The sequence below is a fragment of the Pseudomonas sp. PSB18 genome (assembly GCF_014596565.1).
Lineage (GTDB): Bacteria > Pseudomonadota > Gammaproteobacteria > Pseudomonadales > Pseudomonadaceae > Aquipseudomonas.
The window spans coordinates 814,915-838,174 of the sequence record NZ_NOIN01000001.1 but is presented as its reverse complement, the minus strand read 5'-3'; the positions used below and the strand labels follow the sequence as shown (position 1 = coordinate 838,174).

At 62.4% G+C, this 23,260-nt stretch carries 20 protein-coding genes; 12 read left to right on the top strand and 8 right to left on the bottom strand.

Going from position 1 to position 23,260, the window contains the following annotated elements:
• The first annotated feature begins 1 nt into the window (after window position 1).
• The 7 genes from CGA22_RS03675 (at window position 2) to CGA22_RS03645 (ending at window position 7,958) form a co-directional block, all read left to right on the top strand.
• The gene (locus CGA22_RS03675; RefSeq protein ID WP_041022229.1) at window positions 2-1,990 is read left to right on the top strand and encodes a heme lyase CcmF/NrfE family subunit; all 1,989 of its coding nucleotides are present in this window, start codon (window positions 2-4) and stop codon (window positions 1,988-1,990) included.
• The gene (locus tag CGA22_RS03670) at window positions 1,987-2,523 is read left to right on the top strand and encodes a DsbE family thiol:disulfide interchange protein (RefSeq protein WP_041022230.1); all 537 of its coding nucleotides are present in this window, start codon (window positions 1,987-1,989) and stop codon (window positions 2,521-2,523) included. Before CGA22_RS03675 ends, CGA22_RS03670 begins: the two co-directional genes overlap by 4 nt.
• Window positions 2,520-2,993 (top strand): cytochrome c-type biogenesis protein, encoded by a 474-nt coding sequence (locus CGA22_RS03665; protein ID WP_041022231.1) that lies wholly within the window; start codon window positions 2,520-2,522, stop codon window positions 2,991-2,993. Before CGA22_RS03670 ends, CGA22_RS03665 begins: the two co-directional genes overlap by 4 nt.
• Complete coding sequence (ccmI, locus tag CGA22_RS03660) at window positions 2,986-4,188, top strand: c-type cytochrome biogenesis protein CcmI (RefSeq protein ID WP_041022232.1); 1,203 nt, start codon at window positions 2,986-2,988, stop codon at window positions 4,186-4,188. The genes CGA22_RS03665 and ccmI overlap by 8 nt, the downstream gene beginning before the upstream one ends.
• A gap of 14 nt (window positions 4,189-4,202) precedes the next feature.
• Window positions 4,203-4,610, top strand: a complete 408-nt coding sequence (locus CGA22_RS03655; protein WP_041022233.1) for a hypothetical protein — start codon at window positions 4,203-4,205, stop codon at window positions 4,608-4,610.
• 111 nt (window positions 4,611-4,721) lie between these two features.
• The gene (gene speE / locus CGA22_RS03650) at window positions 4,722-5,597 is read left to right on the top strand and encodes a polyamine aminopropyltransferase (protein ID WP_041022234.1); all 876 of its coding nucleotides are present in this window, start codon (window positions 4,722-4,724) and stop codon (window positions 5,595-5,597) included.
• A 267-nt stretch (window positions 5,598-5,864) separates the two neighbouring features.
• Window positions 5,865-7,958 carry an LTA synthase family protein gene (locus tag CGA22_RS03645; protein ID WP_041022235.1) on the top strand — a complete coding sequence of 698 codons (2,094 nt, stop codon included), beginning with the start codon at window positions 5,865-5,867 and terminating at the stop codon, window positions 7,956-7,958.
• A 61-nt stretch (window positions 7,959-8,019) separates the two neighbouring features.
• On the opposite strand, the gene CGA22_RS03640 is transcribed toward CGA22_RS03645, so the two are convergent.
• Window positions 8,020-8,172 (bottom strand): DUF3309 family protein, encoded by a 153-nt coding sequence (locus tag CGA22_RS03640; RefSeq protein WP_018606531.1) that lies wholly within the window; start codon window positions 8,170-8,172, stop codon window positions 8,020-8,022.
• Window positions 8,173-8,546: 374 nt separating this feature from the next.
• Between CGA22_RS03640 and CGA22_RS03635 the strand changes: the two genes are divergently transcribed.
• Together CGA22_RS03635 and csrA are read left to right on the top strand one after the other, a co-directional pair.
• Entirely contained in the window at window positions 8,547-9,362 is an 816-nt protein-coding gene (locus tag CGA22_RS03635; protein ID WP_041022237.1) for an SDR family oxidoreductase, read from the top strand.
• 218 nt (window positions 9,363-9,580) lie between these two features.
• Window positions 9,581-9,781, top strand: a complete 201-nt coding sequence (csrA, locus tag CGA22_RS03630) for a carbon storage regulator CsrA (protein WP_041022238.1) — start codon at window positions 9,581-9,583, stop codon at window positions 9,779-9,781.
• Here the strand turns inward: csrA and CGA22_RS03625 are convergent.
• The 5 genes from CGA22_RS03625 to mnmC form a co-directional block, all read right to left on the bottom strand.
• Entirely contained in the window at window positions 9,770-9,997 is a 228-nt protein-coding gene (locus CGA22_RS03625) for a YheU family protein (protein ID WP_041022241.1), read from the bottom strand. The two genes, csrA and CGA22_RS03625, sit on opposite strands and share 12 nt — an antisense overlap.
• Before the next feature lie 185 nt (window positions 9,998-10,182).
• On the bottom strand, window positions 10,183-11,373 hold the full coding sequence (locus tag CGA22_RS03620) for an osmoprotectant NAGGN system M42 family peptidase (RefSeq protein WP_041022239.1): 1,191 nt from the start codon (window positions 11,371-11,373) through the stop codon (window positions 10,183-10,185).
• Between the two features lie 148 nt (window positions 11,374-11,521).
• Complete coding sequence (ngg, locus tag CGA22_RS03615) at window positions 11,522-13,267, bottom strand: N-acetylglutaminylglutamine synthetase (RefSeq protein ID WP_041022240.1); 1,746 nt, start codon at window positions 13,265-13,267, stop codon at window positions 11,522-11,524.
• A gap of 3 nt (window positions 13,268-13,270) precedes the next feature.
• The gene (locus CGA22_RS03610) at window positions 13,271-15,043 is read right to left on the bottom strand and encodes an N-acetylglutaminylglutamine amidotransferase (protein WP_188258480.1); all 1,773 of its coding nucleotides are present in this window, start codon (window positions 15,041-15,043) and stop codon (window positions 13,271-13,273) included.
• A 262-nt stretch (window positions 15,044-15,305) separates the two neighbouring features.
• A complete protein-coding gene (gene mnmC / locus CGA22_RS03605) occupies window positions 15,306-17,294 on the bottom strand; it encodes a bifunctional tRNA (5-methylaminomethyl-2-thiouridine)(34)-methyltransferase MnmD/FAD-dependent 5-carboxymethylaminomethyl-2-thiouridine(34) oxidoreductase MnmC (protein ID WP_041024545.1) in 1,989 nt (662 codons plus the stop codon).
• A gap of 119 nt (window positions 17,295-17,413) precedes the next feature.
• Between mnmC and pap the strand changes: the two genes are divergently transcribed.
• Complete coding sequence (gene pap, locus CGA22_RS03600) at window positions 17,414-18,907, top strand: polyphosphate:AMP phosphotransferase (protein ID WP_041024546.1); 1,494 nt, start codon at window positions 17,414-17,416, stop codon at window positions 18,905-18,907.
• A 105-nt stretch (window positions 18,908-19,012) separates the two neighbouring features.
• On the top strand, window positions 19,013-20,197 hold the full coding sequence (locus tag CGA22_RS03595) for a thiolase family protein (protein ID WP_041024547.1): 1,185 nt from the start codon (window positions 19,013-19,015) through the stop codon (window positions 20,195-20,197).
• A 74-nt stretch (window positions 20,198-20,271) separates the two neighbouring features.
• Here CGA22_RS03595 and CGA22_RS03590 read toward each other — a convergent pair whose 3' ends face one another.
• On the bottom strand, window positions 20,272-20,469 hold the full coding sequence (locus tag CGA22_RS03590) for a DUF6316 family protein (protein ID WP_041024548.1): 198 nt from the start codon (window positions 20,467-20,469) through the stop codon (window positions 20,272-20,274).
• A gap of 202 nt (window positions 20,470-20,671) precedes the next feature.
• Here CGA22_RS03590 and CGA22_RS03585 point away from each other — a divergent pair, with 202 nt between their 5' ends.
• Window positions 20,672-21,634, top strand: coding sequence for a DMT family transporter (locus tag CGA22_RS03585; protein ID WP_188258479.1), 963 nt, complete (start codon window positions 20,672-20,674; stop codon window positions 21,632-21,634).
• Between the two features lie 155 nt (window positions 21,635-21,789).
• Here the strand turns inward: CGA22_RS03585 and CGA22_RS03580 are convergent, their stop codons facing one another.
• Window positions 21,790-23,184, bottom strand: a complete 1,395-nt coding sequence (locus CGA22_RS03580; protein ID WP_041024550.1) for a class II fumarate hydratase — start codon at window positions 23,182-23,184, stop codon at window positions 21,790-21,792.
• Window positions 23,185-23,260: the final 76 nt, after the last annotated feature.

The following is a 23,260-nucleotide window of genomic DNA, read 5'->3' as shown; positions in this document are numbered from 1 at the left end:
GATGAGCACTGGCATCTTTATTCCCGAGTTGGGTCACCTGGCGATGATCCTGGCCCTGTGCCTGGCCCTGGTGCAGGCCGTGGTGCCGCTGCTCGGTGCCTGGCGCGGCGACCGCCTGTGGATGAGCCTGGCCCAGCCGGCGGCGTGGGGCCAGTTCGCTTTCATGGTGTTCGCCTTCGGTTGCCTGACCTACGCCTTCATGACCGATGATTTTTCCGTGGCCTACGTCGCGAGCAACTCCAACAGCGCCTTGCCCTGGTACTACAAGTTCAGTGCGGTGTGGGGCGCCCATGAAGGGTCGCTGCTGCTCTGGGCCTTGATTCTCGCCGGCTGGACCTTCGCCGTCTCGGTGTTTTCCCGGCAATTGCCCCAGGTGATGCTGGCCCGGGTACTGGCGGTAATGGGCATGATCAGCACCGGTTTCCTGCTGTTCCTGATCGTCACGTCCAACCCGTTCGCGCGGATCCTGCCGCAGATGCCGATGGATGGCCGCGACCTCAATCCGCTGCTGCAGGACATCGGCCTGATCGTTCACCCGCCGATGCTCTACATGGGCTACGTCGGCTTTTCCGTGGCCTTCGCCTTCGCCATCGCCGCGCTGCTGGGCGGTCGCCTCGATGCCGCCTGGGCCCGTTGGTCGCGTCCATGGACCATCGTCGCCTGGGCCTTCCTCGGCATCGGTATCACCCTCGGCTCGTGGTGGGCCTACTACGAGCTGGGCTGGGGCGGCTGGTGGTTCTGGGACCCGGTGGAAAACGCCTCGTTCATGCCTTGGCTGGTGGGCACGGCGCTGATTCACTCGCTGGCGGTCACCGAAAAGCGCGGCGTGTTCAAGAGCTGGACCGTGCTGCTGGCGATCGCCGCGTTCTCCCTGAGCTTGTTGGGGACCTTCCTGGTGCGTTCCGGCGTCCTGACCTCGGTGCATGCCTTCGCCTCGGATCCCGAGCGCGGTGTGTTCATCCTGATGTTCCTGCTGTTCGTGGTCGGCGGCTCGCTGACGTTGTTCGCCCTGCGGGCACCCGTGGTCAGGAGCCAGGTTGGCTTCAATCTCTGGTCCCGTGAGACGCTGCTGCTGGGTAACAACCTGGTGCTGGTGGTGGCCGCGTCGATGATCCTGCTGGGGACGTTGTACCCGCTGGTGCTCGATGCGCTCTCCGGGGCCAAGCTGTCGGTCGGACCGCCGTACTTCAATGCGCTGTTCATTCCACTGATGGCGATCCTGATGGTGGTGATGGCGGTCGGTGTGCTGGTGCGCTGGAAGGACACGCCGGTCAAGTGGCTGCTGGGCATGCTGACCCCGGTGTTGCTGGGCACCGCCGCCCTGGCGGTGGTGGCCGGGATCGCTTATGGCGATTTCAACTGGGCCGTGCTGGCGACCTTCGTGCTGGCCGCCTGGGTATTGCTGGCCGGTGTACGGGACATCTTCGACAAGACCCGTCACAAAGGCCTGGTCAAGGGCCTGCCGACCCTGACCCGCAGCTACTGGGGCATGCAGGTCGCTCACCTGGGCATCGCTGTCTGTGCCCTGGGCGTGGTGCTATCGAGCCAGAACAGCGCCGAGCGCGACCTGCGTCTGGCGCCGGGAGAGTCCATGGACCTGGGCGGCTATCAGTTTGTTTTCGAGGGCGCCAAGCATTTCGAAGGCCCGAACTTCACGTCCGATAAAGGCACGGTGCGGGTCATTCGCGACGGCCAGGAAGTGGCGGTGCTGCATCCCGAGAAACGCCTCTACACCGTACAGAATTCGGTGATGACCGAAGCCGGGATCGACGCCGGCTTCACCCGCGACCTCTATGTGGCACTGGGTGAGTCCCTTGGCGATGGCGCCTGGGCAGTGCGGGTGCACGTCAAGCCGTTCGTGCGGTGGATCTGGTTCGGCGGCCTGCTGACAGGCCTGGGCGGGGCGCTGGCGGCGCTGGATCGGCGTTATCGGGTCAAAGTGAAAACCCGGGTGCGCGAAGCCCTGGGCGTGACGGGAGCCACTGCATGAAACGTTGGTTGATGGTATTGCCGCTGGCGCTGTTCCTGGTGGTGGCGGTCTTTCTGTACCGGGGGCTTTTCCTGGACCCGTCCGAGTTGCCCTCGGCGATGATCGGCAAACCGTTCCCGGAGTTCACCCTGCCTTCGGTGCAGGGCGACAAGACCCTGACCCGTGCCGATCTGCTGGGCAAGCCGGCACTGGTCAATGTATGGGGCACCTGGTGCATTTCCTGCCGGGTCGAGCACCCGGTGCTGAACAAGCTGGCCGAGAACGGCGTGGTGATCTACGGCGTCAATTACAAGGACGTCAATGTCGATGCCTTGAAATGGCTCGCCGAGTTCCACAATCCATATCAACTGGACATTCGGGATGAGGCGGGCTCCCTGGGCTTGAATCTCGGGGTCTACGGGGCTCCGGAAACTTTCTTTATCGACGCCAAGGGCATCATCCGTGACAAGTTCGTCGGTGTGATCGACGAACAGGTGTGGCGCGAAAAGCTGGCGACCAAATACCAGGCACTGGTGGACGAGGCCAAGCCATGAGGCGCTGGTTATCCGCCGTTGTCCTGGGGTTGAGTCTCGCCGGCGTGGCCCACGCCGCCATCGACACCTACGAATTCGCCAACGAAGGCGAGCGCGAGCGGTTTCGCGAGTTGACCAAGGAACTGCGCTGCCCCAAGTGCCAGAACCAGGACATCGCCGACTCCAACGCCCCGATTGCCGCCGACCTGCGCAAGGAAATCTTCCGCATGCTCGGCGAGGGCAAGGACAACCAGCAGATCATCGACTTCATGGTGGATCGCTACGGTGAGTTCGTGCGCTACAACCCGGCCCTGTCCTCCAAGACCGCGCTGCTGTGGTTCGGCCCCGCCGGGTTGTTGCTTGGCGGCTTCGTCGTCATCGCGCTGATCGTGCGCCGCCGCCGGGTGCAGCGCACCGCCGCCCCGGACACGCTTTCCGTCGAAGAGCGTCAGCGCCTCGACCAACTGTTGGATAACACCAAGCATGATTGATTTCTGGCTCGCCGCAGGTCTGCTTCTCCTGATTGCCCTGAGTTTCCTGTTGATCCCCGTGCTGCGGGGCCGTCGCGCCCAGCGGGAGGAGGACCGTACCGCGCTCAACGTGGCGCTGTATCAGGAGCGTGTCGCCGAGTTGCAGGCCGAGCAGGCGGAGGGCGTGCTTAACGCCGCGCAACTGGACACGGGGCGCGCCGAAGCCGCCCGTGAGCTGCTCGCCGACACCGAGGGCGCCGAAGCACCGCGCGAATCGCGCATGGGCAAGCCGTTGCCGCTGCTCGCCGCCGTGCTGGTGCCATTGCTGGGCCTGGGCTTGTACCTGCATTTTGGCGCGAGCGACAAGGTCGAACTGACCCGCGAATTCGCCCAGGCACCTCAGTCCATGGAAGAAATGACCCGGCGCCTGGAGAGGGCGGTGGCGGCACAACCGGACTCCGCCGAGGGCTTGTATTTCCTGGGACGTACCTACATGGCCCAGGATCGACCGGCGGATGCGGCAAGGATTTTCGAGCGCACCGTGGCGGTGGCGGGTCGGCAGCCCGAGCTGCTGGGACAGTGGGCCCAGGCGCAGTATTTTGCCGATGGCAAGAAGTGGTCGGACAAGGTCCAGGCGTTGACCGACGAGGCCCTGAAGCTCGATCCCAAGGAAGTCACCAGCCTGGGCCTGTTGGGCATTGCCGCGTTTGAAGGCGAGCGCTACCAGGACGCGATCGATTACTGGGGGCGCCTGCTGGCGCAACTACCGGAGGACGACAAGTCCCGCGAGGCGCTGCAAGGCGGTATTGCCCGCGCCACCGAGAAGCTGCAAGCCAGCGGCGGCAAGGTGGCTCAGACTCCGGCGGTGAAGGCCGGCGCGCTGCTCAAGGTGCGTGTCGACCTGGCGCCTGCGCTCAAGGCCAAGGTGCAGCCGGGCGACAGCGTATTCATCTTTGCTCGCGCCGTTTCCGGTCCGCCTGCGCCACTGGCGGCCAAGCGCCTGACGGTTGCCGATCTGCCCGTCAGCGTCGAATTGGGGGATGCGGACGCGATGATGCCGCAACTGAAACTGTCGAACTTCCCTGAAGTCCAACTGGTGGCGCGTATTTCCCGAGCCGGGCAACCGACTTCCGGTGAATGGATCGGCCGCAGCCAGCCCCTGGCGAGCAGTACCACGACGCCGCAACAACTGACCATCGACAGCCCGGACCAATGACAGGAATTTGCACCATGACCGCCATCGCCCGTATCACTCTGCTGACGCTCGTCCTGGGCCTGAGCGCTTGTGCGGTCCATCGCCCGCCGGAGCCCTCGACGCCGCTGCCACCTATTCCGCCTTCGGTGCCGACCACCAAACCGGTGCCGTCCACCGCGCCGGGCAAACCGGTCACCCCGAACAAACCGGCCAAGCCGCTGCCGCGTACTTCAGCCAGTTTCGCCCCGCCCCCCGGGGGCAACAGCCACTGGGACGCCAAGCTTGGGGTCTATGTGCTGGATAACCAACCCAACACCTTCTACCGCCAGCGCACCTACTACCGCTGGAACAATGGCTGGAGCCGCTCTGTCAGCCCGAACGGGCCTTGGGAAGACACCACCATCGAAGGCGTGCCGGGGGGATTGGGGCGCCAGTTTCACTAAAGGGTGATGAGGGTCCCACAGGTTCTTTGTCTGGCCAGGCGTTCAAGGTTCGACCTGTCATCCCCATCGTCGTAGAATGCGCGCCTTTGTGAGCTATCGGAGCACCTGACCATGACGACCACCCCGGCCGGCGACTACCTGGAAACCCTCTACGAAGGCTACGGCCAACGTTTCCGGATGGACAAGCTGCTGCACGAAGTGCGTACCGAGCACCAGCACCTGGTGATCTTCGAGAACCCGCGCATGGGGCGGGTGATGGCGCTCGATGGGGTGATCCAGACCACCGAAGCCGATGAGTTCATCTACCACGAAATGCTGACCCATGTGCCTATCCTTGCCCACGGCAAGGCCAAGCGCGTGTTGATCATCGGTGGCGGTGATGGCGGCATGTTGCGTGAGGTGACCAAGCACCTGGGTGTCGAGCACATCACCATGGTGGAAATCGACGGCACCGTGGTGGACATGTGTAAGGAATTCCTGCCCAACCACTCCAAGGGTGCCTACGACGACCCGCGACTGAATCTGGTGATCGATGACGGCATGCGCTTCGTCTCCACCACCCAAGAGAAGTTCGACGTCATCATTTCCGACTCCACCGACCCGATCGGCCCGGGTGAGGTGCTGTTCTCGGAAAACTTCTACCAGGCTTGCCATCGCTGCCTGAACGACGGTGGCATCCTGGTAACCCAGAACGGCACGCCATTCATGCAACTGGGCGAAGTGCAGACCACCGCCGGCCGCTTGCGAGGCCTGTTTGCCGACTGGCATTTCTACCAGGCTGCCGTGCCGACTTACATCGGTGGCGCCATGACCTTCGCCTGGGGCTCGACTGATAGCGCTTACCGCAAACTCTCCCGTGAAACCCTGCATGAGCGGTTCATCGGCAGTGGCATCGTCACCCGCTACTACAACCCTGAGATTCATCTCGGTGCGTTTGCCATGCCGCAGTACGTGTTGCAGGCGATCAACAAGCCGAGTAACGACTGATTGGGCTGAGGGCTTTTTGCGAGGGGGCGCCTGATATTTAGGGAGGCCCCGGCATTTTGTGTTTCCAGATATTCATTGAACGAAATTTTCACAAAATCTTGCGGACAATCTCCAGCGCTTTTATTGCCGCCGGTTATTTAATGGCAATGCCGTAGCCGTTCGTGCAACATCTGCGCTCTTGCGCAAACCCCGGGCCAGGCTTTGGTCAGCAGAGGGTGCGCCTTTGTACTTTTTGTCACTCCAACTCCGATAGGGTCCTCAAACGACATGGCAATCCCGGACGCCCTGAGTCAGCAGCGAAGCACGCATCGCCTGCTGCAACCGACCGTCAAATCGCACCTGGCCTACACATTGCTCTGCGCCTTGGTGATGATGGTGATGTTCAGCCTGCTGCGCGTGGCGCTGCTGGTCTATAACCGCCAAATGATCCTCGACACCCCGGCGTCGACCTTCGTCGAAGCCTTCGCCAATGGCCTGCGTTTTGACCTGCGCCTGGTGGTCTATCTCAGTGTCCCGCTGTTGCTGGCACTGTTCAGCGCCCGCGCCATGGCGGCCCGAGGTTTCTTTCGTTTCTGGCTGACCGTCACCTCCAGCATTGCGCTGTTCCTGGGCCTGATGGAGATGGACTTCTACCGTGAGTTCCACCAGCGCCTCAACGGCCTGGTCTTCCAGTATGTGAAGGAAGACCCGAAAACCGTGATGAGCATGCTCTGGTACGGATTCCCGGTGGTGCGCTACCTGCTGGCCTGGGCCGGCGGCACCATCATTCTGAGCCTGGCGTTCAAGGGCGCTGACCGTGCAACCCGTCCGCGCGGCCCGTTCAGCGGCGGCAGCATCGGCACGCGCCAGATCGCCCCGTGGTACGGCCGGGTGGCGGTGTTCATCGTCTGCCTGCTGGTGGCTGTGGTCGCGGCCCGTGGTACCTTGCGTCAAGGCCCGCCGCTGCGTTGGGGCGATGTCTATACCACCGATTCGAACTTCGCCAACCAGCTGGGCCTCAATGGCACGCTGTCGCTGGTGGCGGCGGCCAAGAGCCGCATGTCCGAAGACCGCGACAACATCTGGAAAGCCACCCTCGAGCAGCCACTGGCACAACAGACCGTGCGCGACATGCTGGTGTTGCCCGACGACAAGCTGGTGGATACCGCCACTGCTGCCGTGCGCCGCGACTACACGCCGCCAGCCGACAAGACCCTGCCGATCAAGAACGTCGTCGTGATCCTCATGGAAAGCATGGCCGGTCACTCGGTGGGCGCCCTGGGCGCACCGGGCAACATCACGCCTTATCTGGACAAACTGTCCAAGGAAGGCCTGCTGTTCGACCGTTTCTTCTCCAACGGCACTCACACCCACCAAGGCATGTTCGCCACCATGGCGTGCTTCCCGAACCTGCCCGGTTTCGAGTACTTGATGCAGACGCCGGAAGGCAGCCACAAGCTGTCGGGTTTGCCGCAACTGCTCAGTGCCCGTGACTACGACGACGTGTATGTCTACAACGGTGATTTTGCCTGGGACAACCAGTCGGGTTTCTTCAGCAACCAGGGCATGACCAACTTCATCGGGCGTAACGACTTCGTCAACCCGGTGTTTTCCGATCCGACCTGGGGCGTGTCCGACCAGGACATGTTCGACCGTGGCCTGATCGAGCTCAAGGCGCGGGAAAACGGCAAGCCGTTCTATGCCTTGCTGCAAACCCTGTCCAACCACACGCCGTATGCACTGCCGACACCATTGCCGGTGGAGCGGGTCACCGACCGCGGCAGCCTGAACGAACACCTGACCGCCATGCGCTACGCTGACTGGGCGCTGGGCCAGTTCTTCGAGAAGGCCCGCAAGGAGCCTTATTTCAAGGAGACGCTGTTCGTCGTGGTGGGCGACCATGGTTTCGGTAACGAACGTCAGATCACCGAGATGGACCTGGGCCGTTTCAACGTGCCAATGCTGATGATCGGTCCTGGCATCCAGGAAAAATTCGGCCAGCGTAACCACACTGTGGGTACCCAGGTCGACATCGTCCCCACCATCATGGGGCGGATCGGCGGACAGGTGCGCAACCAGTGCTGGGGTCGGGACCTGTTGAACCTGCCCGAAGGCGACACGGGGTTTGGTGTAATCAAGCCGTCAGGCAGTGATCAGACGACTGCGATCATCCAAGGCGACCGGATTCTGGTTCTGCCAAAAGAAAAAGAAATGGGACCGAAGATGTTCCGCTACGAGCTGGGGGCCAATCCGCATGCAGAAGTCATCATGGACGCACCGGATACTTCCCAGATGAAGCTGCAACTTGAATCGTTCCTGCAAACCGCCACCAAGAGCCTGCTGGATAACACCGCCGGCGTGGTGGATGGCAAGCCGGACTGATCAACGACGCAGCATAAAAAAAGAGGCCTTTAAGAAAAGGCCTCTTTTTTTTGCTATTGAGTTATATCTTGCCCAGTAACAGTAGTATCAACAGCACTACCAACACTACGCCGATGATGCCGGACGGTCCATAACCCCAACTTCTGGAGTGCGGGAAGACCGGCAGACCGCCGATCAGCAGGAGGATCAGGATAATGATGAGTATTGTGCCCATTGTTGATTTCCTTATTGGTCAGTTTTGGAGTGATACAACTTTCAACTGCCAGCACGCTGCATTAAATCCGGGCGGCTTAATAAGTCGGACCGTAACGTCCTGTAAAAAATTCAAAGTTTTTTAGTGTCTGTCGGGTAGCCGCAAAACCCTGTGGCGAGGGAGCTTGCTCCCGCTGGGCTGCGAAGTGGCCCCAGGATGTTGCGGCTGCTGCGCAACCGAGCGGGAGCAAGCTCCCTCGCCACAGAAACCGCTGCCACAGAACTGCGCAACCTATTAAGGTTTGCCCCCGCCATTCAGCAATCTGATGGAGCGTGGGTCCCGCAGTCTCCTTCGCTACACTCGGCCCATCTCTCCCGGAACAAAGGCTGTTTCCTATGCAAAATCGCATGATGATCACTGGCGCCGGCTCGGGCCTGGGCCGCGAAATCGCGCTGCGCTGGGCTCGCGACGGCTGGCGCCTGGCCTTGTCGGATGTCAGTGAGCCAGGCCTCCAGGAAACCCTCAGGCTGGTGCGCGATGCCGGCGGCGATGGCTTTGTCCAACGCTGCGATGTGCGTGATTACAGTCAACTGACGGCATTCGCCCAGGCCTGCGAAGAGAAACTTGGCGGCATCGACATCATCGTCAACAACGCCGGCGTGGCCTCGGGCGGGTTCTTCAGTGAGTTGTCCTTGGAGGATTGGGACTGGCAGATTGCGATCAACCTGATGGGCGTGGTCAAGGGCTGCAAGGCGTTCCTGCCGTTGCTGGAAAAGAGCCGCGGCAAGATCATCAACATCGCCTCCATGGCGGCGCTGATGCAGGGGCCGGCCATGAGTAACTACAACGTGGCCAAGGCTGGTGTGGTGGCGTTGTCGGAAAGCCTGCTGGTCGAACTGGCGCAGCAGGAAATCGGCGTGCACGTGGTCTGTCCGTCGTTCTTTCAGACCAACCTGCTGGACTCTTTCCGTGGTCCGACCCCGGCCATGAAAGCCCAGGTGGGCAAGTTGCTGGAAAGTTCGCCCATTACCGCCGCCGACATCGCTGACTATATCTTCCAGCAGGTCGCCCAAGGTGAGTTCATGATCCTGCCCCACGAACAGGGACGCATGGCCTGGGCGATGAAGCAGAAGAACCCGCAGTTGCTGTACGACGAAATGACCGTCATGGCCGACAAGATGCGCGCCAAGGCCCGACAGAATCCAACTTGACCGGGGGATGCGGTGTCCTCAGGATGGCGCCATCCGACCTTGCTGATGGACATCGTTTCTCGGGGCCTGAAAGCGTCGCGTCCGACCCGTTTTGCAGGACGTTTCCTTCAGTTCTTAGAGTCTTGTTTGTAGGGGGTTACTGAATTCTCGCCCGTGTCTTGTGAACAGGAAACAGGCCGGGCATGGTCAAGGTCCAGACCTTCTTAAGGACAAGAACCATGCTCGTACTAAGCCGTGCCGTGGGTGAACTGATTTCCATCGGTGATGATATTTCCGTTCGTGTGCTGTCGGTCAGTGGCACCACCGTGCGGTTCGGCGTGGAAGCGCCGCGGCACATCGATGTTCATCGCTTCGAGATATACGAAAAAATCCAGAGAAAGAAGAATCAGGTCGCCCGCAAGGCGTGTTCAGTCAAATAGGTGCTTGGGCACGTCGTGCTTGAGCATCAACTGACACTGCTCGCTCTCCGGGTCGAAGACGATCATCGCCTGGCCTCTGGTCAAGGCCTGCCTTACGCGTAGCACACGGGTTTCCAGGGGCGTGTCGTCACCGTTGTCGGTGCCGTCGCGGGTCACGAAGTCCTCGATCAGGCGGGTGAGCGTGTCGACTTCGAGTTGGTCGTAAGGGATCAGCATGGGGTACCTCGGCTGGACAATGTCGCAAATGCTACGGGCTATGGGCACTTGCGGCCAGCCTTGGATTGCGCTGGACGTTTCGGCCTCATCGCGAGCAGGCTCGCTCCCACAATGGATTTACGCCATGGACCCTGTGGGAGCGAGCCTGCTCGCGATGGCAGTCTCCGGAGAGTGAGAGTCCTCCGTCAATTATCCGAACGCTGTCCCACCAGGCTATCCACCGAAGGCACCCGGGTATCGCTTTCCATCTGTGCATCGTGTTCAAGCTGGTGGCTGAAGCGATCCAGCGAACCCTGGGCCGGTTGTGCATCGCTGGCGAATACCGGTGGGCTGAGGATGTAGGCTCCGAGCAGGCGGCTGAGGGCGGCCAGACTATCGATATGGGTGCGTTCGTAGCCATGGGTGGCATCGCAGCCGAAAGCGAGCAAGGCAGTGCGGATGTCATGGCCGGCAGTGACGGCCGAGTGGGCGTCGCTGAAGTAGTAGCGGAACAGGTCGCGGCGTGCAGGCAGCTCATTCTCCTTGGCCAGTTTCAGCAGATGTCGTGACAGGTGATAGTCGTAGGGCCCACCGGAGTCCTGCATCGCCACGCTCACGGCGTGTTCGCTGGAGTGCTGGCCGGGTGCGACCGGGGCGATGTCGATGCCGACGAACTCGCTGACATCCCAGGGCAGCGCGGCGGCCGCGCCACTGCCGGTTTCCTCGGTGATGGTGAACAGGGGGTGACAGTCGATCAGCAGTTCTTCGCCGCTGTCGACAATCGCCTTGAGCGCCGCCAACAACGCCGCAACCCCGGCCTTGTCGTCCAGGTGGCGAGCGCTGATGTGACCGCTCTCGGTGAATTCTGGCAAGGGATCGAAGGCAACGTAATCGCCGATGCCCACCCCGAGGGTTTCGCAATCGGCGCGGGTGGCGCAGTACGCATCCAGGCGCAATTCGATGTGATCCCAACTGATGGGCATTTCATCCACGGCGGTGTTGAAGGCGTGCCCGGACGCCATCAAGGGCAACACGCTGCCGCGGATCACGCCGGTGTCGGTGAACAGGCTGACCCGACTGCCTTCGGCAAATCGGCTGGACCAGCAGCCCACCGGCGCCAGGGTCAGGCGACCGTTGTCCTTGATGGCCCGCACCGTGGCGCCGATGGTGTCCAGGTGAGCCGATACAGCCCGGTCGGGACTGTTCTTGCGGCCTTTGAGGGTGGCGCGGATCGTGCCGCGGCGGGTCATTTCGAAAGGTATACCCAACTCTTCAAGGCGTTCGGCGACGTAGCGCACGATGGTGTCGGTGAAACCGGTCGGACTGGGGATGGCGAGCATTTCCAGCAGGACTTTTTGCAGGTACTCGAGATTCGGTTCGGGGATTTTGCTGATCATGGAAACTCCTGAACGGTTGAGTATCCGATCGTTCCCACGCTCGGCGTGGGAATGCAGCCGCTGACGCTCTGCGTCATCTGGACGCGGAACGTCCCTTGAGGCTTTCCCACGCCGAGCGTGGGAACGATCAGTACACGGCGGAGGGGTGTCAGACCACCCCCTGGCTATGGGGAAACAGCAGATCCACAAAGCGCTCGGCAGTGGGTTGTGGTTCGTGATTGGCCAGGCCGGCGCGTTCGTTGGCTTCGATGAACACGTATTCCGGTTGATCGGCGGCCGGGACCAGCAGGTCGAGGCCAACCATGGGAATGTCCAGGGCGCGTGCCGCACGTACCGCCGCATCGGCCAAGGTCGGATGCAGCGTAGCGGTGACGTCTTCCAGGACGCCGCCGGTATGAAGGTTCGCCGTGCGTCGTACGAACAGGTGCTCGCCGGCCGGCAGCACGCTGTCGTAGTCGTATCCTGCGGCACTCAGCGTGCGCTGGGTTTCGGCGTCCATCGGAATCTTGCTTTCCCCTCCGGTGGCCGCCTGCCGTCGACGGCTCTGGGCCTCGATCAGGGCTCTGATGGTGTGCTGACCGTCGCCGATGACTTCCGCGGGACGCCTGATCGCCGCCGCCACTACTTCAAAATTGATCACCAGGATGCGCAGGTCGAGCCCTTCGTGAAAACTTTCCAGCAGCACTCGGCTATCGAATTGCCGGGCTGCTTCGATGGCGCTCTGCACGTCTTCGATGGTGCGCAGGTCCACGGCCACGCCCTGGCCCTGTTCACCGTCCAGCGGCTTGACCACCACCCGTTCGTGTTCATCGAGAAACGCCAGGTTGTCGTCGGCATTGCCTGCCAACTGCTGCGCCGGCAGGTTCAGGCCGGCGTTCTTCAGCACTTTATGGGTCAGGCTCTTGTTCTGGCACAAGGTCATGCTGATGGCGCTGGTCAGGTCGCTCAGGGATTCGCGGCAACGCACCCGGCGGCTGCCATGGATCAGGGTGAACAAACCGCCTTCGGCGTCGTCCACTTGCACTTCGATGCCCCGGCGATGCGCTTCCTCGACAATGATCCGCGCATAAGGGTTGAACTGAGCCTCCGGCCCAGGCCCCAGGAACAGCGGCTGGTTGATGCCGTTCTTGCGCTTGATGGCGAAGGTCGAGAGGTTGCGGAAACCGAGCTTGGCGTAGAGGTTCTTGGCCAGGCGATTGTCATGCAGCACCGACAGGTCGAGATAGCTCAAGCCGCGGCTCATGAAATGCTCGATGAGATGACGTACCAGCACTTCTCCGACACCGGGCCGTGAACACTGCGGGTCCACCGCCAGGCACCAGAGGCTGCTGCCATTTTCCGGATCGTTGAAGGCTTTCTGGTGATTGAGACCCATGACGCTGCCGATGACTGCGCCGCTGTCATCGTCTTCGGCCAGCCAGTAGACCGGCCCACCCTGATGGCGCGGCGTCAAGCGCTGGGGATCGACCGGCAGCATGCCGCGGGCCTGGTAGAGCTGGTTGATGGCCTGCCAATCGGTGTCGTTCTGGGCCCGGCGAATCCGGAAACCGCGAAACACCCGCGTGGCTTGCCGATAGTCGCTGAACCATAGGCGCAGCGTGTCGGAAGGGTCGAGGAACAACTGCGCCGGCTCCAGCCCCAGCACTTGTTGGGGGGCCGCGACGTACAGGGCGATGTCGCGCTCGCCGGGTTGTTCGTTGAGCAACTCCTGGCCCAGGGTCGCCGGGTCCGGGAAGGTGTGGCCGATCAATAGTCGGCCCCAGCCGCAATGCACCGCAATGGGAGCGGCGCCCAATTCGCTGCCGTCCACCGCCAGGCGCGCCTGCAAGCGTTCATAGGAAGGCGCCTGGCCGCGCAGCAGACGTTGGTTGTGAAGCGTTGTATGGGGTTTCATCGATCAGATTCCTTGCTCGCTGAGCCACAGGTTCAGCGCCGCCAGTTGCCATAGGCGGGAGCCGCGAAGCGGGGTCAACTGACCGTTGGGGTCGGTGAGCAGGCGGTCGAGCATGGCCGGGTTGAACAGGCCGCGATCCTGGCTCGGGTCCAGCAGCAGCTCACGGACCCAGGCCAGGGTGTTGCCTTCCAGGTGCTTGAGGCCCGGCACCGGGAAATAGCCTTTCTTGCGATCAATCACCTCGCCGGGAATCACCCGCCGGGCGGCTTCCTTGAGGACTTGCTTGCCGCCGTCGGGCAACTTGAATTTCGCCGGGACCCGCGCCGAGAGTTCCACCAGCCGGTAATCCAGGAACGGCGTGCGTGCTTCCAGACCCCAGGCCATGGTCATGTTGTCGACACGCTTGACCGGGTCGTCCACCAGCATCACGGTGCTGTCCAGGCGCAGGGCTTTATCCACCGCCGCATCGGCGCCCGGTTGAGCGAAATGCGCTTTGACGAAGTCACCGGCGGCGTCGTTGGCCGTCAGCCATTTCGGTTGCACGGTGGCGGCGTATTCCTCGTAGCTGCGGTCGAAGAACGCGGCGCGATAGGCCGCGTAGGGATCGCTGGCGCCGTCCACCTGTGGATACCAGTGGTAACCGGCGAACAGTTCGTCGGCGCCCTGGCCGCTTTGCACCACTTTGCAATGCTTGGCCACTTCCCGCGACAGCAGGTAAAAAGCGATGCAATCATGGCTGACCATCGGTTCGCTCATGGCGCGGAAGGCCGCCGGCAGTTGTTCGATGATCTCTTTTTCATCGATGCGCAGTTGGTGATGGCGGGTGCCGTAGTGCTTGGCGATCAGGTCCGAATACTGGAACTCGTCACCCCGTTCGCCGCCGGCATCCTGGAAACCGATGGAGAACGTGGACAGGTCATCCACGCCGACTTCACGCAGCAAGCCCACCAGCATGCTCGAGTCCACGCCACCGGAAAGCAGCACCCCCACATCCACAGCGGCCCGCTGACGAATGGCAACGGCTTCTCGGGTACTGTCGAGCACGCGGTCGATCCAGTCTTCCAGGTTCAGGTCCTGCTCATCGGGCCGCGGGCCGTAGGGCAAGGTCCACCAGGTTTTCTGCTCGACACTGCCATCGGCTTCAACCCGCATCCATGTGGCCGGTGGCAGTTTTTCAATACCGGCCAGCAGGGTACGGGGCGCCGGAACCACGGCATGGAAGTTCAAGTAGTGATTGAGGGCGACCGGGTCGAGCATCGGGCTGATGTCGCCGCCCTTGAGCAGTGCCGGCAGCGCCGAGGCAAAGCGCAGGCGCTGGCCAGTGCGCGAGAGGTACAACGGTTTGACGCCGAGACGGTCGCGGGCGATGAACAGGCGCTTGGCGTCGCGTTCCCAGATGGCGAAGGCGAACATGCCGTTGAGCTTGGGCAGCAGCGCCTCGCCCCAGGCGTGATAGCCCTTGAGCAACACTTCGGTGTCGCCGCCGGAGCAAAAGGCGTAGCCCAACGCTTCCAGCTCGGCTCGCAGTTCCGGGTAGTTGTAGATCGCGCCGTTGAAGGCCAGGGACAGGCCCAGTTGATTGTCGATCATCGGCTGGGCCGAGGCGTCGGACAAGTCCATGATCTTCAGGCGTCGGTGGCCCAGGGCAATCGGGCCCTGGCTATGGAAACCCCATGCGTCGGGACCGCGAGGGGCCAGGTGATGGGTCATTCGCTCTACGGCCGCAAGGTCCGCAGGTTGTTGATCGAAACGTAACTCTCCAGCTAATCCGCACATAAGTCCTTACCGGTTTTTCCGTTGGGGAGGGGGGGCGCCGAAATGGCGGGTACCCTGGAACTGACCGGTGGGATTGACGTGAGTTTTAGATCGATGCGTTATAAGCCGACGGGTGGGGGCGGCTTGGTGGGATGTCGTAGGGCCTTTGTGGGAGCGAGCCTGCTCGCGATGGCGGCGGCATGGTCAACATTAAAGCCAGCTGATCCACCGCCATCGCGAGCAGGCTCGCTCCCACAGGTTTGGCGGTGGGCGTTCAGCTGCGTCAGGCCTTGCCGCGGATCAGCGCCCTTAAGGCAAACCTGTTCGGATGGCAGGCCTCGGCCACGCTCCGGGGCAAGGGCAGGGGTTCGTTGTCCAGCCAGGCGGCGATCAACTCGCCGGACAGCGGCGCGGTGATCAGGCCGCGGGAGCCGTGGCCGCTGTTGATGTACAGGCCATCGAGCCAGGGGCAGGGGCTGTCCGGGACCTGACGGGCATCTTTGCTCAGGGCGTGATACGTCTCGGAAAATGCCTGGTCGTCCGCCAACGGCCCGACAAACGGCAGGTAGTCCGGGCTGGTGCAACGGAACGCCGCACGGCCTTCCAGCCGGTCCGGATCCAGGGTGTTGGCGTTCAGGCGGCTTACCAAGTCCAGGGAGATTTCTTCGAGCATTTGCAGGTTGCCGGCGTGTTCGGCGGCGGTGGGTGTCAGGTCATCGTTCTTGAAGTCGAAACTGGCCCCCAGGGTGTGTTCGCCCATTCGCGGCGGGGCCACGTAGCCCTCGGCGCAGACCACCGTGCGCAGGCCCTGGCTGCGCACGGTCTGCGGCAGGCGGGTGATTTGCCCGCGTATGCGCTTGAGGGGCAGGCCGGCGGCCGCTTCGAAACGCTTGATCTCGGCGGCGCTGGCCAGGATCGCCACCGGTGCGCTGGCCAGGCAGCGTTCGCCATCCCAGGCTTGCCACTGGCCATCGACGCGGCGCAGATCCAGCACTTCATGGTGAGGCAACACCTTGATCGACGAACCCGAGGCCTGCCAGCGGCACAGCGCCGGCGGATGTACCCAACCCCCTTCGGGGTAGAACAGACCGCCGCAGGCCAGGCCGATACCGGACACCGCCTCGGCTTCGGGTTGCTCCAGGGTGTGCAGCAGATCGGCCGGGAACGCCGCGGCCAGTTGCGCCTGGCGCTCGGCTTCCTTGTGGTTGAAGGCCAACTGCAGGACGCCGCAGCTGTTCCAGTCCAGGCCCCGTTGCAGGTGTTCCAGCAAGCGCCGGGTGTAGCCGAAACCGCTGAGGATCATCTGCGACAACGCCGTGCCGTGGGCGGAAAGCTTGAGGTACAACACCCCCTGGGGGTTGCCCGACGCTTCCTCTGCCAACCCGGCATGCCGCTCCAGTAACGTCACTTGCCAGCCACGGGCCGCGAGGCTCGCCGCGCTGGCGCAACCGGCCAGGCCACCGCCGATCACCAGGGCCCGGCGCTCACCGGTGGGCGGCGTGGGGCGGGCGTACCAGGGTTTTGCCGGGAGAGGGGCGGGCTGCTCCTCTGACTCCGGCCAGCCGAGGAACACGCCCCGCAGAATTTCCCATTTATGCCCGATGCCCGGCGTGCGTTTCATCTTGAAGCCCGCCGCGTTCAACAATCGCCGCACCCAACCGGTGCTGGTGAAGGTGCTCAGGGTGGCGCCAGGCGCCGCCAGCCGGGCCAGTTCGGCGAACAGCTCGGCGGTCCACATGTCGGGGTTCTTGGCCGGTGCGAAACCATCCAGGAACCAGGCGTCGATGTGTCCGTCCAGTTGCGGTAACTGCTCCAGGGCGTCACCGATCATCAGCGTCAGCGTCACCCGTCCGCCCGCCAGTGTCAGGCGCTGGAAACCTTGATGGATCGCGACGTACTGCTCAAGCAATTGATCGGCTTGATGCTTGAGTGACGGCCACAGGGCGAGGGCGCGGTGCAGATCTTGCGGGCTCAAGGGGTATTTTTCGACGCTGACAAAATGCATTCGCGCCCCGGCGGGCGCGCATTGCTCGAACAATTGCCAGGCACACAGGAAATTCAACCCGGTGCCGAACCCGGTCTCACCGATCACCAGCCGTCCATGGTCCGACAACGCGGCGAAGCGCTCGGCCAGGTTGTTCTGTTCAAGGAACACATAGCGGGTTTCTTCCAGCCCCGACTGGTCGGAGAAATACACATCGTCGAACACCCGAGAACGGGGCAGACCCTGGTCATCCCAGTCGAGTTGGGCGTGGTGTTGTACGGGGGGCATGGCAGGCTCGGTGAAATCCGGGACGCTATTCTAGCCCGAGGCTGATTAACTGCGTAGGAGCTCCTACACACGGCCGTATCCAATCCGCTAGTCTTGCTCAATCCCAGAAGGAGCTGCCTATGTTCGAATCCGCCGAAATCGGTCACGCCATCGATAAAGACATCTTTGAGGCCGAAGTCCCGGCACTGCGTGAAGCGCTGCTCGAAGCCCAGTTCGAGTTGCATCAGCAGAGCCGCTTCCCGGTCATTGTGCTGATCAATGGGATCGAAGGCGCGGGCAAGGGCGAGACGGTGAAGTTGCTCAACGAGTGGATGGACCCGCGACTGATCGAAGTGCGCACGTTCGACCAGCAGACCGACGAAGAACTGGCCCGGCCACCCGCCTGGCGTTACTGGCGGATGCTGCCGGCCAAGGGGCGCATGGGGATTTTCTTCGGCAACTGGTACAGCCAGATGCTCCAGGGTCGCGTTCACGGCGAGTTCAAGGACCCTCGACTCGATCAGGCGATCAACGCCGCCGAGCGCCTGGAAAAAATGCTTTGCGATGAAGGCGCGTTGATCTTCAAGTTCTGGTTTCATCTGTCCAAGAAGCAGATGAAAGCCCGGCTCAAGGGGCTCAAGGATGATCCGTTGCACAGTTGGCGCATCAGTCCGCTCGACTGGCAGCAATCCCAGACCTACGACAAGTTCGTCAAGTACGGCGAGCGGGTGCTGCGCCGGACCAGTCGCGACTACGCGCCGTGGCATGTGATCGAGGGCGTGGACAGCTGTTATCGCAGCCTCACGGTCGGCAGGATCCTGCTCGAAGGCATGCGCCAGGCGCTGGACCGGCCGAAGATCAAGCCGGAAAAGGTCAGCGTGGCGCCGCTGCCGGCGCTGGATGATCAGATCACCCTGATCGACAGCCTGGACATGACCTTGCGGCTGGACAAGGACGACTACGAGGAGCAACTGATCATCGAGCAGGCCCGGTTTGCCGGCTTGCTGCGGGATAAACGCATGCGTCGGCACGCCCTGGTGGCTGTGTTCGAAGGCAACGATGCCGCAGGCAAAGGTGGCGCGATCCGGCGGGTGGCCGCGGCTCTCGACCCGCGCCAGTACAGCATCGTGCCGATTGCCGCGCCCACCGAAGAGGAACGTGCCCACCCTTACATGTGGCGGTTCTGGCGGCATATTCCGGCGCGGGGCAAGTTCACCGTGTTCGACCGTTCCTGGTATGGCCGGGTGTTGGTGGAACGGGTCGAAGGCTTTTGCAGTCGGGCCGATTGGCTGCGGGCCTATGGCGAAATCAATGATTTCGAAGAGCAGATTGCCGACGCCGGCGTGGTGGTGGTCAAGTTCTGGCTGGCCATCGACAAGGAGACCCAGCTCGAACGCTTCCAGGAACGCGAGGAAATCCCCTTCAAGCGCTTCAAGATCACCGAGGACGACTGGCGCAACCGTGACAAGTGGGACGCCTACCGGGCGGCGGTGTGCGACATGGTCGACCGCACCAGTACCGAAATATCCCCCTGGACCCTGGTCGAAGCCAATGACAAGCGCTGGGCCCGGGTCAAGGTGTTGCGCACCCTCAACGAGGCGCTGGAGGCCGCGTTCAAGCGCAGCGGGAAGTAACGGGCGATAAGGTCGCATATGCGAGGTGAATGATTGTCGCAGTCGGTTATGAGGTGGATTTATGCTCGATCCATTCTTGACCGCCTACAGCAATGAGGGAGCGCCATGCGAGAAGTAGTGATCGTCGACAGCGTACGGACCGGCCTGGCCAAGTCGTTTCGCGGCAAGTTCAACATGACCCGCCCGGACGACATGGCGGCCCATTGTGTCAATGCGCTGTTGATGCGCAATGACATCGACCCGGCCAGTGTCGAAGACTGCATCGTCGGTGCCGGTTCCAACGAGGGGGCCCAGGGCTACAACATCGGCCGTAACGTGGCGGTGCTTTCCCACCTGGGCATCGGCACCGCCGGCATGACCCTCAACCGCTTCTGTTCCTCGGGCCTGCAAGCCATCGCCATTGCCGCCAACCAGATCGCCTCGGGTTGCAGCGACATCATCGTCGCCGGGGGCGTGGAGTCCATCAGTCTGACGATGAAAAGTGTCAATACCGACAACCTGATCAACCCGCTGCTCAAGGAGCAGGTACCGGGGATCTATTTCCCCATGGGCCAGACCGCCGAGATCGTCGCCCGCCGTTACCAGGTTAGCCGCGAAGCACAGGACCGCTATGCCTTGCAAAGCCAGCAACGCACAGCCAGGGCCCAGGCGGCAGGGCTGTTCGATGACGAGATCGTACCGATGGCGGTCAAGTACAAGGTGGAGGATAAAAATACCGGTGCCGTGCAGATCCTTGATGGCGTGGTCGACCGCGACGATTGCAACCGCCCGGACACCACCTACGAAAGCCTGGCCGGCCTGAAACCGGTGTTTGCCGAAGACGGTTCGGTGACGGCGGGCAACTCATCGCAACTGTCCGACGGCGCCTCGATGACCCTGGTGATGAGCTTGGAAAAAGCCCTGGCGCTGGGGCTCAAGCCCAAGGCGTTTTTCCGCGGCTTTACCGTGGCCGGTTGCGCGCCGGACGAAATGGGCATTGGTCCGGTGTTCTCGGTGCCGAAACTGCTCAAGACCAAAGGCCTGCGGGTCGCCGACATCGATATGTGGGAACTCAACGAGGCGTTCGCGTCCCAGTGCCTGTACAGCCGTGATCGCCTGGAAATCGACAATGAAAAGTACAACGTCAACGGCGGCTCGATTGCCATCGGCCATCCATTCGGCATGACCGGCTCGCGCCAGGTCGGACATCTGGTGCGGGAGCTGCAACGGCGCAACCTGCGCTACGGCATCGTGACCATGTGCGTGGGTGGCGGGATGGGGGCGACGGGGTTGTTCGAGGCGGTGCGTTAAACGCGAAGCCGAGGAAAGACAATATCTGTGGCGAGGGGATAAACCCCCTCGCCACAGGTCTGGGTAATCCTTTGTCAGCTGGCGATCTCAAGCGCTTTCTGCATCCGCTCGATATACGCCGCGACCTCTTGTTCCGCTGCTTCGCGACTGGCAAACGGTCCTTCCTGGGTTCCTTCCCGGGTACTGAAATAGAATTCACCGTTTATCCGGCAGATCCGGTCACTGGGAAAGACCATCGCAGGGGCGAGGTCCTGGGCGCGTTTGCCAAGCATGGGGGCTCCAAGAAAGCGTCGAAATCGGTTGAGTGAAGTTTATGCGGTAGCGACAACTGGCGCTTGGCCAGCCGATAGGCGGCAATGTGCCATCTCTCGTTTTCCGCGAACGACCTTTGAACTGTTAGTGCGTAACTGTCCCTGTGTCGCCAAGCCATCTCCCACTAGAATAGTCGCTCTTTTCTTGAGCCTCGGGGATTGCATGCACATTTCGTCCGGTCGCTGGGTCTACGGCCTGTTCCTTGCCTTGCTGACCGCCCTGCTGTGGGGAATCCTGCCGATCAAGCTCAAGCAAGTGCTGCAGGTGATGGATCCGGTCACCGTAACCTGGTTTCGCTTGCTGGTGTCCGGCGGCTTGCTGTTCATCTATCTCTCGGCTACCCGACGCCTGCCCAGCCACAAGGTGCTGGGGCCGCGGGGGGGCTGGTTGGTGGCGATGGCGGTGCTGGGGCTGGTGGGCAACTATGTGTTGTATCTGATGGGCTTGAATCGCTTGAGTCCCGGCACCGCGCAATTGGTGGTGCAGATGGGGCCGATCCTGCTGCTGGTCGCCAGCCTGTTTGTGTTCAAGGAGCGTTTCAGCCTGGGGCAGGGGATTGGCCTGTTGGTGCTGCTGATCGGCTTCGCGCTGTTTTTCAACCAGCGCCTTGCCGAGTTGCTGACCTCCCTGAGCGAATACACCGCCGGGGTCTTGATGGTGTTGCTGGCGTCGGCGGTCTGGACGTTCTATGCCCTGGGCCAGAAGCAATTGTTGACGGTGTGGAATTCGTTGCAGGTGATGATGGTGATCTACCTGTTCTGTGCGTTGCTGCTCACGCCGTGGGTCCATCCGTTGGAAGCGCTGCAGTTGAGCCCTCTGCAAGGCTGGCTGTTGTTTGCCTGCTGCCTCAACACCCTGATTGCCTACGGCGCTTTTGCCGAGGCCCTGGCCCACTGGGAAGCCTCGCGGGTCAGCGCGACCCTGGCGATCACGCCGCTGGTGACCTTCGCGGCGGTGGCCGTGGCTGCCTGGTGGTGGCCCGACTATGTGCATGCCGAGCAGATCAATCTGTTGGGCTATGGCGGGGCGGTGCTGGTGGTGGTGGGATCAGCGCTGGTGGCGTTGGGGCCTTCGCTGATTGCCGGGCTGAGGGCCCGGCGTGAGCGGTTGGCTGTGGAGCGGTAGCGGCCTGCAGGTGACAGTGATGTGAGTCGACCGGCCTCATCGCGAGCAGGCTCGCTCCCACATTGGATCTTCAGCGTATGCAAATCCCGGGTTCGACCGGGATCCCTTGTGGGAACGAGCCTGCTCGCGAAGGCTCACTTCCTGTCAACCAGAGTTCAGCCCTGGCTACCGGCTTCCAGCATGTTTTCCGGCCGCACCCAGGCGTCGAACTCCTCGTCGGTCAGATAGCCCAATTGCAACGCAGCCTCGCGCAGGGTCAGCCCTTCGCTGTAGGCCTTCTTGGCGATCTCGGCGGATTTGTCGTAGCCGATATGCGGGTTCAACGCCGTCACCAGCATCAACCCGCGCTCCAGGTGGGCGGCCATCTGTTCGCCATCGGGTTCGAGCCCGGCGATGCAGTGTTGCTGGAAGTTGCTGCAGCCGTCGGCCAGCAGGCGGATCGATTGCAGCAGGTTGTGAATGATCACCGGCTTGAACACGTTCAGCTGCAAATGGCCCTGGCTGGCGGCAAAACCGATGGTCACGTCGTTGCCCATGACCTGGCAGGCCAGCATCGACAAGGCTTCGCACTGGGTCGGGTTGACCTTGCCGGGCATGATGGAACTGCCCGGCTCGTTGGCCGGTAATTTCACTTCGGCGAAGCCGGCCCGAGGTCCGGAGCCCAGCAGGCGCAGGTCATTGGCGATCTTCATCAGGGTCACGGCCAGGGTTTTCAGCGCGCCGGAAAGCGTGGTCAGGGGTTCGTGCCCTGCCAGCGCCGCAAACTTGTTCGGCGCGGTGACGAACGGCAAACCGGACAGCGCCGCCAGTTCGGCGGCAATCGCTTCGCCGAAACCGTGGGGCGAATTGAGCCCGGTGCCGACCGCCGTACCGCCCTGGGCCAATTCGCAGACCGCCGGCAGCGCGGCACGGATCGCCCGTTCGGCGTAGTCGAGTTGGGCAATGAAGGCTGACAGTTCCTGGCCGAACGTGATCGGCGTTGCATCCATCATGTGGGTGCGGCCGGTCTTGACCAGTTTCAGGTGGCGCGCCGCCAGTTCTGCCAACCCGCCTGACAGTTCGCTGATGGCCGGCAACAATTGTTTATGGACAGCCTGCACGGCGGCGATGTGCATGGCGGTAGGGAAGCAGTCGTTGGAGCTCTGGGAGCGGTTGACGTGATCGTTGGGGTGCACCGGGGTCTTGCCGCCGCGGGGATTGCCCGCCAGCTCGTTGGCGCGCCCGGCGATCACCTCGTTGACGTTCATGTTGCTCTGGGTGCCGCTGCCGGTCTGCCAGACCACCAGCGGGAACTGGTCGTCATGCTGGCCGTCCAGCACTTCGTCGGCGGCCTGTTCGATCAACCGGGCGATGTCGGCGGGCAAGTCGCCATTGCGGTCGTTGACCCGCGCGGCGGCTTTCTTGATCAGCGCCAGGGCATGCAGCACCGACAGCGGCATGCGTTCGTTACCGATGGCGAAGTTGATCATGGAACGCTGTGTCTGGGCGCCCCAATAGGCGTCCTCCGGGACTTCAACCTGGCCAAGGCTGTCGGTTTCGATACGGCTCATTGGGTCAAACTCCTGATAGGTCTGAATGCGCAGTTTAGGCCCTGTCGGGCGGTACCGGTTCCGTCAATCTAGGGGT